Here is a 13,556-nt window from a genome sequence, read left to right on the forward strand (position 1 = left end):
CCGGCGAGACCGTTTACCATCATCGTCGGCGGCGATCGCCGAGAGCGGACCCGGAACGACCATGACCTCGGACGAAATCGATACCCGCCTGACCGACATTTTTCGTGAGGTCTTCGACGATCCGGCCATGACCCTGGGGCCGGATATGACCGCCCGCGACGTCGCCGGATGGGATTCGGGTCGGATGGTGGAAATCCTGATGGCCACCGAAGAGGCGTTCGGAATCACCTTCACCACGCGGGAGGTCGATGCCCTCGCCAGCGTCGGCGATCTTGCGGACACGATCGCCCGCAAGCGGGCCGGAGCCTGACGGCGTGCCGGATCTCGACTGGCTGCCCGATCCCGGCCCGTGGGCGGAACGCGTGGCGGCCCTGCGCCAGATACCCTCGTGGGACGGCTTCGTCGCGCTCGCGAACACGCGCCTCAACGCCGTGCGCACGAATGCTCTCGCCCGAGCCCTGGACGCGGTCTTTGCCGAAGCGCCGCCGGGCTTGGCCCGTCCCCCGCTGCGGCTCGCGGTCCTCGGCTCGGCCACCGTGTCGCATCTCGTGGCCGGGATCCGCGTTGCCGGGCTTCGGCGCGGGCTCTGGATCGAGATATACGAAGGGGCCTTCGGGGCCTATCGCCAGGAGATCCTCGATCCGTCCTCAGGTCTTCACGCCTTCCGCCCGGACGAGATCCTGCTCGCTCTCGATACGCCGCACGCGACCGCCGGGTTCACGATCGGGCAGGAGGCAGACGATGTCCGCCGGACGGACGAGGCGGTGCTCGCGGATTGGCGTCATCTCTGGCGCGCCGCGCGGGCGCGATTCGGCTGCGGGCTGATCCAGCAGACACTCCTGCCGACGCCGGTGCCCCTGCTCGGATCGGGCGAGGCGAGATTGCCGGGCTCCCGTGCGGCCTGCGTCGCCCGCCTGAACGCCGCCCTCCACGGCATGGCCGCGGAGGAGGGGGTCGACGTGCTCGCCATGGAGAACGCGATCCTGCGGCATGGTCTGACCGCGTGGCACGAGACCGTTTGGTGGCTGCGCGCCAAGCAGGAGATCGCCCCGGCGGCGGCGCCCTTCTACGGGGATCTCGTCGCGCGGATGCTGGCGGCCCGGCGCGGCCTCTCACGCAAGGCCCTCGTGCTCGATCTCGACAACACCGTCTGGGGCGGCGTCGTCGGCGACGATGGTCCGGCGAATCTGGTGCTCGGGCCGGGCAGCGCCGAGGGCGAAGCCTTCGCCGCATTCCAGACCTATGCCCGCGATCTGTCGCGGCGGGGCATCGTGCTGGCGGTCGTCTCCAAGAACGATGCGGCCAACGCCCTGGAGGCATTCGAACACCATCCCGAGATGGTCTTGCGGCCGGGCGAGATCGCCGCCTTCGTGGCCAACTGGGACGACAAGGCGGCCAATCTGCGCCGGGTCGCCGAGCGGCTGGGCTTGGGCCTCGACGCCCTCGTCTTCGTCGACGACAACCCGTACGAGCGCGACCGGGTGCGCACGGCCCTTCCCGAGGTCGCCGTTCCCGAATTGCCGCCGGACGTGAGCGGCTACGCCGACCGCATCGCCCAGGCCGGCTATTTCGAGGCGCTCGGCGTGACATCGGAAGATCGTGCGCGCAGCGGCCATTACGCGGCGCGCCGAGAGGTCGAGGCGCAGGGGAGCGATCTGCCGGCCTATCTCGCCGGTCTCGAGATGCGCCTGCTGTGGCGGCCCTTCACGCCCGCGGATCTTCCCCGCATCGTCCAGCTCATCAACAAAACCAATCAGTTCAACTTGACGACCCGGCGCATCGATGAAGGCGAGGCAGCCGCCTTGCTGACCGATCCCGATACGCTCGCCTTGTCCTTCCGGCTGATCGACCGGCTCGCCGATAACGGCATCATCGGCGCGATCATCGGGCGGCGGAGCGGGACGGATCTGATCGTCGAGACTTGGCTGATGAGTTGCCGGGTGATCGGCCGGGGCGTCGAGGCGGCGATGTGCGATGTGCTGGTCGCGGCGGCGCGCGACCGGGGCGTCGACCGCCTCATCGGCCTCTACCGGCCGAGTCTGAAGAACGGCATGGTCCGCGATCTGTATCCGCGGCTCGGCTTCGTGGATCACGATTTCGGCCGCGAGGAAGCGGCCGAACGGCGCTTCGCCCTCCCGTTGGAGCGGGCGGCACCTCAGGCCATTGCGATCCGCATCGCGGCGGAGGGGTGACGCGTTTCGCCGCGCCCCGTCATGCGCCCGCCTTAGCCCAGGGCAGCGGGCTTCTGGCTCGGCGGCGGCGAGCGGGTGAGGCTCTCGATTTCCCGCGGCGGGCGTCCGGCCTTCTGGGCGATCTCCGCCTCCTGCTCGGCAATAAGCTCGCGGGCGGGCAGATCGCCGTCGAGGCCGCCCAGGATTTCCATCGGGACGCGCCGGTTCGAGGCACGCGAGCCGTCAGCGAAGACGACGTCGAAACTCACGAAGCCGCGTTGCTGCGGCAGAGACTTGATGCGCTTGGCCATCGGCGCTGATAGACGCGGCTCGATGTGCAGGGCAACGGCGGCCGCCGCGGTCGGGGTTGCGTCCAGCGCAAGGTTCGAAGGGCAGCGATGAACGCCTGGGTCCATCTCGACACCGGGCACGTGCCCGGCGGCGGCAAAAGCCTCGACCTGATGCAGCGCGGCGCCGAGTTCTCGATCGTCGTCGAGTGCAAGGAATTGATGAACAGCACCCGGGGCCATTCGGAAGAGGCTCTGGCCTCTCTGACCTGCGCGCGCCTGACGGGACGCTCCGGCGCGCGGGTGCTCATCGGCGGCCTGGGGATGGGCTTCACGTTGCGGGCGGCGCTGCGGACGCTCCCGGCGGATGCCCGGATCGTCGTGGCCGAACTCGTGCCGGCGGTGACGGCCTGGGCCCGGGGTCCCCTCGCCGACATCTTCCGCGGTTGCCTGGACGACCCGCGGGTCACTTTGTGCGAGGTCGACGTGAACCGTCTCGTGCAATCGGGCGCGGAGGCCTGGGACGCGATCCTGCTCGACGTCGATAACGGCCCCGAGGGCCTGATGCGGCGGGCGAACGACCGCCTCTACGACGCCTGGGGCCTCAAGCGGGCGCAATGGGCCCTGACACAGGGCGGGATCCTCGGCGTCTGGTCCGGGACACCCGACCGGAAGTTCAAGGCCCGGCTGCAGCGGATGGGGTTCGCCGTCGAGGAGACGCGCATGCCCGCCAACGGCACGAGCGGCCCGCGCCACGTGGTATGGATCGCGACGCGGGTCTGAAGCCCCGCCTGCACGAATTCTGCACGAAATGCCTGAACCTCTGCGCACGAGCTCCAAAGCTACTGCCGTGTGCCGGGTCAATCTCAGCAGACGGAAGCCGCGCACCGCTCAAGGGGAACGCGCACGGCTCCGCCCTTGAGGTTGCCCGCCGATGCTCGCTCTACGCACCGTCTCTCCGTCGCGACTGACCCATCGGCCACCACGATGGCTGTTTCTGCCCGCCCTGGTGGCCCTCGGCGATCAGCTCTTCTACGGATATTCGCTAGGGATTTCAGTCGCGGTGTTCCTGGCTGCGCTGGCCGCCACCGTGCCGCTGGCAAATCAGGTGCAGCGGGACGCTCGCAGTCTCGGCATGGCCCTCGCGCTGCTCGTGCTCGGCCTGCTGCCGCTTGTCGAGGATACCGGTTGGCTCGCCATCCTGTTCGGAATCGGCGGCCTGCTGGCCTTCGCCGTCATCGTCACCGGCGGGTTGGCGCCGGGCTGGGGCGCAACGCTGAACGCCATGCGATGCATGCTGATCGCCGGCCCATTCCAGATCGTCTTCGATGCCGCCGTCGGCTTGACCAATTCCGTCGGCGCGGTTCGGCGCTGGCGCGTCGGGGCGGTCGTGGGCTGGATCCTGCCGGTCGTCCTCACCGGTCTCTTCGCCGCCTTGTTCGTCTCGGCCAACCCGCTGATCGATGCGTGGCTCAAACGCATCCCGAGCTTGTCGCTCTATCCGAACGTCGCCCTCGGACGGGTCTTCGCCTGGACTCTCCTCGCGGCGCTGGCATGGCCCTTCGTGGCATTACGCCTGCGCCACCGCGCCCGCAAAGCTCCGGCCGTGCTCCAAACGGCGCCACAGGTTGCCCGCGACCCGACCATCGTCCGGCGCTGCCTCGTGCTGTTCAATCTGCTCTTCGCCGTACAGAGCGGACTCGACATCCTCTATCTCTGGGGCGGCCTCAGTCTTCCCGAGGGACTTACCTACGCGGCTTATGCCCATCGCGGCGCCTATCCGCTGGTCGCTACCGCCCTCCTCGCCGCCGCCTTCGTCCTGATCGCGATGAGCCCCGGCGGGGCCGGGGAGCATTCTCCGAAGATCCGCCGGCTCGTCTATCTCTGGATCGCCCAGAACGTCCTGCTCGTGGTCTCGGCGGCCTTGCGGCTCGACCTCTACGTCGCGGTCTATTCGATGACGCTGGTGCGCGCCGCAGCCTTCGTCTGGATGGGCCTCGTGGCAGTAGGCCTGCTGCTCATCGTGGCCCGCATTGCGCTACGGCGCTCGAATCGCTGGCTCGTGGCCGCGAACGGCCTCGTACTCCTCGTCGTCCTCTATGGCTGCGCCTTCGCCAATTTCTCCGCGCTGGTGAGTAATTTCAACATCGCGCAGAGCCGCGAACTCGGCGGCACGGGCGAAGCCTTCGATCTCCCGTACGCCATGAGCCTCGGGCCGAATGCAGTCCGAGCGGTCGACCGTTACCTGCCTCACGCCTTCGGCCAGGATCTGACGATCGCCGCGCAGTGGCGTGCCGCTCAGGTCGAGCATGCTCGTCGGGGCGGCAATTGGCGCGGATGGAGCTTTCGCGCGCAAAGGTTGCGGCATTATCTGGAGCGCCAGCCCTTCGCGCCCGTCGACGTGAGCCCGATGTTCAACGCGCCTGACATCCGGTAGGGCCGAACCATGGCCGGCCCGATCCTCGTCGTCGATGACGACCCGCATATCCGTGACGTGATCTGCTTCGCGCTCACCAAGGCCGGTTACGCCACGGCCATCGCCCGTGACGGACACGAGGCGCTCGCCCGGATCGCGGCGCAGCCGCCGCGCCTGATTGTCCTCGATGTCGGGATGCCGGGCATGGACGGGCTGGAGCTGTGCCGGCAAGTCCGCCGGACGTCGGAGGTACCGATCCTGTTCCTCTCCGCGCGCGACGAGGAGATCGACCGGGTGCTCGGGCTGGAGATCGGCGGGGACGATTACGTCACCAAACCATTCAGCCCACGCGAACTGGTGGCTCGGGTCGGCATCATCCTGCGCCGGGGTACCCCGCGTTTCCCGGTCACGCCCGATCCGGTGCTGGTTCATGGCGGCCTCACCCTCGACCTGAAGCGGTACGAGGCGCATTTCGGCGCGGAGGAGCTGGCGCTCACGGCGACCGAATTTGCGATGTTGGCGGCGCTCGCCGCACGACCGGGCCTCGTGCTGAGCCGCGACCAGCTGATGGATGCGGCCTATTCCGGCCGTGTCCACGTCTCGGATCGGACCATCGACAGCCACGTGCGCAACATCCGGGCGAAGCTCGCCGCAGCCGGATGCGGCGAGGGTATCGCGACGGTCCACGGCATCGGCTTCCGGCTCAGCGCCTGTGAGCCGCTCGCGTGAGCCAGGGAATGCCGCGCGGCAAGTGGCGCCCCAGCCTCGGCCTCGTGGTACTCGGCGTGCTGGGTATCGTCGCGGCTCTGCCGCTGTTCGGCCTCTTCCTGATCCGGGTCTACGAGAACGGGCCGATCCGCGAGGCCGAGGCCGAACTGATCGCACAGAGCGCCGCGCTCGCAGCGGTGATGGCCCGCACGATCGAGGCGCTACCGGACCACGAGGGGCTGCTCGGCACCGTCGCGCCGCCCCCGGCAGAAGCGCTGGACAACCGGTACCGGCCGATCCAGCCGAGCCTCGACCTCGCGGTGGCCGACATCCTCGATCGCCGCCCGGACGCGACCGAACCGGCCACCCCGCCTGATCCCGCCCTCCTGGCGGTCGGCGCGGGGCTGCTGCCGGTGCTGGAGCGGACCCAGGCGGTGACGCTGGCGGGTTTCCGGATCACCGACCGGGACGGCACCGTGATTGCTGGGCGCAACGAGATCGGGCGCTCGCTGGCCGGCTTGCCGGAGGTTGCCGCGGCGCTCGAGGGCAGGTTCACTTCAGTCCTCCGGCGGCGCGTCTCCGACGAGCCGCCGCCCGCGCTCACATCGATCAGTCGCGGCACTCGCGTACGCCTGTTCGCCGCCATGCCGATCCTCGTCGGTGAGCGGGTGGCGGGCGTGGTCTACGCCTCGCGCACCCCCAGCAACGTGGTACGCCATCTCTACGGCGAGCGCGTCAAACTGGCCCTCGCCGCCGCAGCGGTCCTTGCTGCCGTGATCGCCATTGCGGCCATATTCTCGCGGGCGATCACCCGGCCGATACTTGCTCTCGTCGCGCGCAGCCAAGATATCGCCCGCGGCAACCGTGCCGTCCTGGCGAAACCCGGTCCCTTCGGGACACGCGAGATCGCGCTGCTGTCATTCGGCGTGGACCGGATGGCGCATCAGTTGCACGAACGGTCCGACTACATTGCCACCTTCGCGGCGCATGTTTCGCACGAGCTGAAAACACCGCTAACCGCAATTCAAGGCGCGGCCGAGCTGTTGCGCGACGCGCAGAGGAACCCCGCAGACGCCATGACTGCGTCTCAGCAGATCCGGTTCCTCGACAATATCCTGTCGGATACGGGCCGCCTGACGGCTTTGCTCGTGCGCCTGCGCGAACTGGCTCGGGCCGACAATCCGGACATCCGCGGCTCGGCCCCTCTCGAAACCGTGCTCGCGGCCTTGCAACAAGCCTTTCCTAGGCTCGTCGTGGAGGTGGACGCCGCATTGGACCACACTCTCGCGATCTCGGCCGAAAATGCCGAGATTGTGTTTACCCACCTCGCCGACAACGCCGTTCGGCACGGAGCACGGAAGCTCCTTATCGCTGTGCAGACGGGTGAGGGCGCCGTGTCGATCCGACTGTCGGATGACGGCAACGGCATTCCAGAGGACAACCGCGCCCGCGTGTTCGATGCGTTCTTCACCACGCGTCGGGAGAGCGGAGGCACCGGCATGGGGCTCGGCATCGTCCGCGCGATGCTGCGCGCCCATGGCGGCACCATCGCGCTGCTCCCTGCCGGTGGAGAGGGCGCGGCGTTCGAGATCACGCTCCCGACGACGCGCCCGATGTGATTGTCCTCAAGCCGCGTCGGCGGGCTTGTCCTTGCCGGCTTCGGGCTTGGGGCCGCCCTTCGAGACACCGACAAGGGCCGGGCGCAACGTCCGGTCGCCGATGACGTATCCGGTCTGCACGACCTGAACGACGGTGCCGTTCGGGACCTCGGCGTTCGGCACCTCGAACATCGCCTGGTGGCGGTTCGGGTCGAAGCGCTGGCCTTGGGGCTCGACCACCTTCACGCCGTGGCGTTCCAGGGTCTTGGCGAGATCGCGCTCGGTCAGCTCGATGCCCTCGATCAAGCCCTTGAACGCGCCGTCGGCGCTGGCGCGGGCCTCGGCCGGCACGCTCTCCAGTGCGCGGCGGATGTTGTCGGCGGCGTTGAGCATGTCGCGGGCGAAATTCGTCACCGCGTAGGTGCGGGCGTCCGTCACCTCGCGCTCGGTACGGCGGCGCAGATTCTCCATTTCGGCCAGCGTGCGCAGCAGCCGGTCCTTGAACTCGTCGCGCTCGGCGATCGCCGCCGCCAGCGCCTCGGCGTCGGCACCCGCGGTCTGGACGGAGGCCTGCGCGGTCTCCGGGCTCGCCTCGGCGCCGTTCGTCCGGTTCTGATGTTCCGTGTCGTCAGCCATCATCGTGCGATCGGTTGCGCTCTCGTGTCGGGGTGAGCGCTGATATCATTCGGCGAAATGCCGAAATCAAGTTTGGAGCAGCACCGAGCCCGGACAAGCGTGGCGCTACCGCCGCAATTTTGTCGGTCCAGTCGCCGGCGCCCCCCTCCGCCAGCTCACGCTTTGACTCCGCCAGACGCCTCGGCTGAGCCGCTGCGCGAAGCGCCTTCCGTGCCCGGCCATACGGCGCATCACCCGTGAAGCTCAGGCGATAGGGCCTATTGCTCCCTGGGCGGCGGTGAATCGACGAGCGCGTCGAGCCCCTCCGCGCGGAGCGCCGCGACGTCGCTGGCGAACACCTCCATCACCGCCGCGCGGATCGTCGCCAGGCGATCCGGCTGCATGACGCGCGTGCCCGTGAGGTCGGTCACGTAGAACACGTCGACCGCGCGCTCGCCGAAGGTGGCGACATGGGCCGAGGTGATGTTCAGGCTCAGGCGGTTCAGCGCCGTCGTCAGCTCGTAGAGCAGGCCTGGCCGGTCGAGGCCGGTGATCTCGACCACGGTCTCGCGGCTCGATAGGGCGTTGTCGATCGACACGTCGGGGGGCACGAGGAAGGTCTTGGGCGGCTCCTTCGGATGCTTGTCGGCCACCAGTTCGGCGATCTTGATCTCGCCCTTGAGCGCCCGCTCGATCGCCGTGGCGATGCGCTTGGCGCGACGCAGTTCGTCCTCGTCGCGTTCGAAGGCACGCGAGATGAAGATCGAATCGAGGGCGAAGCCGTCGGACGTGGTGAAGATCTGCGCGTCGACGATGTTGCCGCCGCTCGTGGCGCAGGCCCCGGTGATGATGGCGAGCAGACGCGGATGGTCGGGCGAGTAGACCGTCAACTCGGTCACGCCGCGCACCGGGTCGGTCTCGTAGGTGGTGGCGCTGGTGCGGCCCTCCTCGACGATGGTGCGCAGGAAGCGGGCGTTCTTGTACTGGCGCGTCCCGTCGACCTTGAGCCAGTAGGCCTGGCCGTGGCGGGCGGCGTAGGCGTCGAAGGTCTCCGCGCTCCAATCGGCGAGCTGCTCGCGCAGGCCCATCTGGATCAGCCGCACCCGGTCGGTGCGGGCGATCTCGGAATGGCCGCCGGAGAGCACGACCTCGGTCTCGTCGTAGAGGGTGCGTAGCAGCGTCCCCTTCCACGCGGTCCAGACGCCGGGGCCGACCGCCTTGATGTCGGCGACCGTCAGGATCGCCAGCAGCTTCAGCCGCTCCAGGCTCTGCACGACGCTCGCGAATTTCTCGATGGTCTTGTGATCCGACAGGTCGCGACTCTGCGCCGTCATCGACATGAGCAGGTGGTGCTCGACGAGCCACGCCACCGTCTCGGTCTCCGCCTGGGAGAGGCCGAAGCGCGGCCCGAGCTTGCGGGCGATGGCCGCCCCCGCGATCGAGTGATCCTCCGGACGGCCCTTGGCGATGTCGTGCAGCAGGATCGCCACGTACAGGGCGCGCCGGTTGTGGATCGTGTCGATCAGGCGCGTGGCGAGCGGATGTTCCTCCCGCACCCGGCCGGAATCGATCGCCGCCAGTACGCCGAGGGAGCGCAGCAGATGCTCGTCCACCGTGTAGTGGTGGTACATGTTGAATTGCATCATCGCCACGATGCGCCCGAAATCCGGGATGAACCGGCCGAGCACGCCGGCCTCGTTCATCAGGCGCAGGATCGTCTCGGGGGCGTTCTTCGAGGTGAGGATGTCGAGGAACAGGCGGTTCGCTTCCGCATCGGTCCGCACCGCGTGGGTGAGCAGCCGCAGCGAGCGGCTGGCAAGGCGGGTCGCGTCGGGGTGGATCGGCAGGTTGTGCCGGTCAGCCAGCCAGAACAACCGGATCAGGTTGACCGGATCGCGCTCGAACGCGTCCTCGCCGCGCAGATTGACCCGCCCGTTATCGATCCAGAAATCCTCCGCCTCCATCGCGGTCGCGCGGAAGCGGTCGCGGAAGCGGCCGATCCAGCGGTCGAGGACCGGCGTGCGCTTGGCGTGGCGCGCCTCCAGTTCGGCGCAGACGATGGCGGTCAGGTCACCGACATCCTTCGCGATCAGGAAATAGGCCTTCATGAAGCGCTCGACGCCCGACAGGCCGCCGCGGGCGCCGTAGCCGAAGCGCTCGGCGATCTTCGGCTGGAGCCCGAAGGAGAGACGCTCTTCGGGGCGCCCGGTCACGAAGTGCATGTGGCAGCGCACCCGCCACAGGAACTCCTCGCAGCGCTCGAACAGGCGGTACTCGTCCGGCGTGAACAAGCGGGCATGGACGAGTTCCATCGGGTCGCGGACCCGGTAGGTGTATTTCGCGATCCAGAACAGCGTGTTGAGGTCGCGCAAGCCCCCCTTGCCGTCCTTGACGTTGGGCTCGACGAGGTAGCGCGAGGCGCCCGCCTTGCTGACCCGCCCGTCGCGCTCGCGCAGCTTGGCATCGACGAATTCGGGGGCCGTGCCGATTACCAGCTCGGAATCGAATCGCGTCACGAGCTCCTCGAACAGGGCGCGCGAACCGAACAGGAAACGCGATTCGAGGAGCGCGGTGCGAATCGTCATGTCGGCGCGGCCTTCGCGCAGGCATTCCTCCACCGAGCGGGTGGCGTGGCCGACCTTGAGCTTGAGGTCCCAGAGGACGTAGAGCATCGCCTCGACGACGCTCTCCGACCAGGCCGTCTGCTTGTAGGGCAGCAGGAACAGGAGATCGATGTCCGAGCCCGGCGCCATCGTGCCCCGGCCGTAGCCGCCGGTCGCCACCACCGCGAGCTGCTCCCCGGTGGAGGGGTTGTCGTTCGGGTAGAGCCGCCAGACCACCGCGTCGTAGATCGCCCGCACGACGGCATCGGTGAGCCGGCTGATGCGTTTGGCGCAGGCAAGGCCGTCGCGCTCCTTCAGGAGAAGGCGTTCGGCGTCCTTGTGGCCCGCCTCCAGCACCTTCTTCAACTCGGGCACGAGAAGACTGCGCAGCTTGGTCGGCTCGCGCGCGTCGCGATCGAGGCCGTCGACGACCTTTTCCAGAACAATCACAGGATCGAACATGGCCGATCCGTTAGCATGTTACGTCGGCTTGGGCAGCGCTGGGTTATGCGCAACTCAACCGTTCTGTTTCGCGGATTTTTGTTTGACGAAACGAACGGTCGTGTTCTAGCCATGCAGCACAAGGCGCTCGCGACACCGCGCCCGCCCTCGCATGGAGAGAGCCGCATGATGCACCGCCGCACCCTTCTGACCGCGCTTCTGTCCGTCCTCTCCGGCGCGCTCGCAGGGACGCTGGCGGTTCCGGCGGCGCAAGCGGCGGATCCGGCCGAGATCCGCCTCGATTGGGCGACCTACAACCCGGTCAGCCTCGTCCTGAAGGAGAAGGGCTTCCTCGAGGAGGCCCTGAAGCCCCGTGGCATCAAGGTGCGCTGGACCCAGTCGCTCGGCTCCAACAAGGCGCTCGAATTCCTCAACGGAGGGGCCATCGATATCGGCTCCTCGGCGGGAGCGGCGGCCCTGCTGGCGCGCATCAACGGCAATCCGATCAAGGTGGTCTACGCCTTCTCCCGGCCGGAATGGACCGCCCTCGTGACCCGCAAGGACACGGGCATCGCCAAGCCCGCCGACCTCAAGGGCAAGCGCGTCGCCGTCACCCGCGGAACCGACCCGCACATCTTCCTGATCCGTGCGCTTCAGAGCGCCGGCCTCACCGAGAAGGACGCCAAGCTCGTCCTGCTCCAGCACGCCGACGGACGTACGGCGCTGGAGCGCGGCGATGTCGATGCCTGGGCGGGCCTCGACCCGATGATGGCGGCCTCCGAGATCGAGGGCGGCGCCGTGCTGTTCCATCGCGATGCCGCCGCCAACACCTGGGGCGTGCTCGACGTGCGCGAGGACTTCCTCAAGGAGCATCCCGATCTGGTGAAGACGGTGATCGCCGCCTACGAGCAGGCCCGCACCTTCGCCCTGGCCAATCCCGACGCCCTCAAGAGCGCGCTCGTCAACGCCACGAAGCTTCCCGATGCCGTCATCGCCAAGCAGATCGAGCGCACCGACCTGAGCCAGCCCGCGGTCGGTCCGGCCCAGGCGGAGAGCATCAAGGCGGCGGGCCTCGCCCTGCAACAGGCCGGCGTCGTCCCGGCCGGCACCGATGTGACGGCGGCGGTCGATGCGCTGATCGACCCGCAGTTCAATCCCGCCCCGGGGCGCTGAAGCGATGCCCGACCTCACCCACCTGACCGCCTTCGCCCTGATCGCGCTCGGGATGGTGCTGACGCCGGGCCCGAACATGGTCTATCTCGTCTCGCGCACGCTCGTTCAGGGGCGTGCGGCCGGGCTCGTCTCCCTGCTCGGCGTGCTGGCGGGTTTCCTCGTCTACCTCCTCTGCGCCGCCCTCGGCATCACCGCGCTCCTCGTCGCGGTGCCCGTGGCCTACGACGCGCTGCGCTTCGCCGGCGCCGCCTACCTGCTGTTCCTCGCGTGGCAGGCGGTACGGCCGGGCGGAACCTCCCCCTTCGCGCCGCGCCGGCTGAGTCCCGACGGGCCGGGCCGGCTGTTCGCGATGGGGTTCCTGACCAATCTGCTGAACCCGAAGATCGCGGTAATGTATCTCTCGCTGCTGCCGCAATTCCTCGACCCGGAGCGGGGAGGGGTGCTGGTCCAGTCCCTGGCGCTCGGGGCGGCACAGATCGCGGTGAGCCTCGCGGTCAATGCCGGGATCGTGCTGGCCGCCGGCAGCGTCGCCGCCTTCCTTGCCGGACGCCCGCTCTGGCTCCTGGCGCAGCGCTGGCTTCTCGGAACCGTGCTGGCGGGCCTCGCCCTGCGCATGGCAACCGACGCGCGGCGCTGAGTCGTTTCGCGGCGCGCTGTCGATGCTATAGGCCGCCCCGATGTTCGTCCGCCCCGACAGACTCCCATGAGCGGTTCCACCGTCCTGCCCGACACCGCCCCGGCCGATACGGCATCGCCCCGTCGCGCCGCCCTCTTGGGCGGGGGAGGGCGCGCCGCGCTCGGCTTGCTGCTGCCCGTGATCCTGGCCGGTGCTTGGGAGATTGCCGTGGCGAGCGGCCTCGCGACCGGGCGCCTGCTGCCGCCGCCGAGCCGGATCGGCGCCGCTCTCTGGTCGCTCGCGGCCTCCGGCGAACTCTGGATGCATGTCGAGGCGACGCTGATCCGCGTCGGGCTCGGCTTCGCGTTCGGCGCCGGTGCCGGCATCCTGATCGGTACGCTGACCGCGACCCTGCCGGCCCTGCGGTGGCTGGTCGATCCCAGCCTCCAGGCCCTGCGCGCCGTGCCCTCGCTCGCCTGGGTGCCGCTGTTCATCCTCTGGTTCGGCATCCTGGAGACGCCGAAGGTGGCGCTGATCGCCGTCGGGGTCTTCTTTCCCGTCTATGTCGGCGTCGCCGGCGCCATCGCCTCGGTCGATCGCAAGCTGATCGAGGTCGGGCGCATCTTCCGCCTGTCGAAGCTCGCCCTCGCCCGGCGCATTCTCCTGCCCGCCGTCCTGCCCGCCACGCTCACGGCGCTGCGCACCGGGCTCGGCCTCGGCTTCCTGTTCGTGGTCGCCGCCGAGCTGATGGGCGCCTCGGAGGGACTCGGCTACCTGCTGGTCGACGGCCAGCAATTCAGCAAGCCCGACCAGATCCTGGCGGCGATCATCTGCTTCGCCATCGTCGGCAAGCTCGCCGACACGGCCCTCGTGGCGCTCACCACCCCGCTGGTGCGCTGGCAGGACACCGCGCGGGAGACGCTGTGAG

Annotated in this window: 12 protein-coding genes; 9 read left to right on the top strand and 3 right to left on the bottom strand. The window is 68.9% G+C overall.

Going from position 1 to position 13,556, the window contains the following annotated elements:
- Nucleotides 1-61 precede the first annotated feature (61 nt).
- Nucleotides 62-310, top strand: coding sequence for an acyl carrier protein (locus MFF26_RS21845; protein WP_137828079.1), 249 nt, complete (start codon nt 62-64; stop codon nt 308-310).
- Between the two features lie 4 nt (nt 311-314).
- Nucleotides 315-2,192 carry an HAD-IIIC family phosphatase gene (locus MFF26_RS21850; protein ID WP_171015406.1) on the top strand — a complete coding sequence of 626 codons (1,878 nt, stop codon included), beginning with the start codon at nt 315-317 and terminating at the stop codon, nt 2,190-2,192.
- Between the two features lie 32 nt (nt 2,193-2,224).
- Here MFF26_RS21850 and MFF26_RS21855 read toward each other — a convergent pair whose 3' ends face one another.
- Entirely contained in the window at nt 2,225-2,482 is a 258-nt protein-coding gene (locus MFF26_RS21855; protein WP_137828077.1) for a hypothetical protein, read from the bottom strand.
- A gap of 87 nt (nt 2,483-2,569) precedes the next feature.
- Between MFF26_RS21855 and MFF26_RS21860 the strand changes: the two genes are divergently transcribed.
- From MFF26_RS21860 to MFF26_RS21875, 4 genes are all read left to right on the top strand, one after another.
- The gene (locus tag MFF26_RS21860) at nt 2,570-3,241 is read left to right on the top strand and encodes a polyamine aminopropyltransferase (protein WP_137828076.1); all 672 of its coding nucleotides are present in this window, start codon (nt 2,570-2,572) and stop codon (nt 3,239-3,241) included.
- 151 nt (nt 3,242-3,392) lie between these two features.
- Nucleotides 3,393-4,895 (top strand): DUF4153 domain-containing protein, encoded by a 1,503-nt coding sequence (locus tag MFF26_RS21865; protein WP_238308558.1) that lies wholly within the window; start codon nt 3,393-3,395, stop codon nt 4,893-4,895.
- Nucleotides 4,896-4,904: 9 nt separating this feature from the next.
- Nucleotides 4,905-5,603, top strand: a complete 699-nt coding sequence (locus tag MFF26_RS21870) for a response regulator transcription factor (RefSeq protein WP_137828074.1) — start codon at nt 4,905-4,907, stop codon at nt 5,601-5,603.
- Nucleotides 5,600-7,201 carry a sensor histidine kinase gene (locus MFF26_RS21875; RefSeq protein WP_238308559.1) on the top strand — a complete coding sequence of 534 codons (1,602 nt, stop codon included), beginning with the start codon at nt 5,600-5,602 and terminating at the stop codon, nt 7,199-7,201. Before MFF26_RS21870 ends, MFF26_RS21875 begins: the two co-directional genes overlap by 4 nt.
- Nucleotides 7,202-7,207: 6 nt before the next feature.
- Here the strand turns inward: MFF26_RS21875 and grpE are convergent, their stop codons facing one another.
- Complete coding sequence (gene grpE, locus MFF26_RS21880; RefSeq protein ID WP_238308560.1) at nt 7,208-7,819, bottom strand: nucleotide exchange factor GrpE; 612 nt, start codon at nt 7,817-7,819, stop codon at nt 7,208-7,210.
- A 254-nt stretch (nt 7,820-8,073) separates the two neighbouring features.
- The gene (locus MFF26_RS21885) at nt 8,074-10,860 is read right to left on the bottom strand and encodes a [protein-PII] uridylyltransferase (protein ID WP_137828072.1); all 2,787 of its coding nucleotides are present in this window, start codon (nt 10,858-10,860) and stop codon (nt 8,074-8,076) included.
- A 165-nt stretch (nt 10,861-11,025) separates the two neighbouring features.
- Here MFF26_RS21885 and MFF26_RS21890 point away from each other — a divergent pair, with 165 nt between their 5' ends.
- From MFF26_RS21890 to MFF26_RS21900, 3 genes are all read left to right on the top strand, one after another.
- Nucleotides 11,026-12,012 carry an aliphatic sulfonate ABC transporter substrate-binding protein gene (locus MFF26_RS21890; RefSeq protein WP_238308561.1) on the top strand — a complete coding sequence of 329 codons (987 nt, stop codon included), beginning with the start codon at nt 11,026-11,028 and terminating at the stop codon, nt 12,010-12,012.
- A gap of 4 nt (nt 12,013-12,016) precedes the next feature.
- The gene (locus tag MFF26_RS21895; RefSeq protein WP_137828070.1) at nt 12,017-12,649 is read left to right on the top strand and encodes a LysE family translocator; all 633 of its coding nucleotides are present in this window, start codon (nt 12,017-12,019) and stop codon (nt 12,647-12,649) included.
- A gap of 66 nt (nt 12,650-12,715) precedes the next feature.
- The gene (locus MFF26_RS21900) at nt 12,716-13,555 is read left to right on the top strand and encodes an ABC transporter permease (RefSeq protein WP_137828069.1); all 840 of its coding nucleotides are present in this window, start codon (nt 12,716-12,718) and stop codon (nt 13,553-13,555) included.
- Nucleotide 13,556: the final 1 nt, after the last annotated feature.

Origin of the sequence: Methylorubrum suomiense (genome assembly GCF_022179765.1) — a bacterium.
Taxonomy (GTDB): Bacteria; Pseudomonadota; Alphaproteobacteria; order Rhizobiales; family Beijerinckiaceae; genus Methylobacterium; species Methylobacterium suomiense.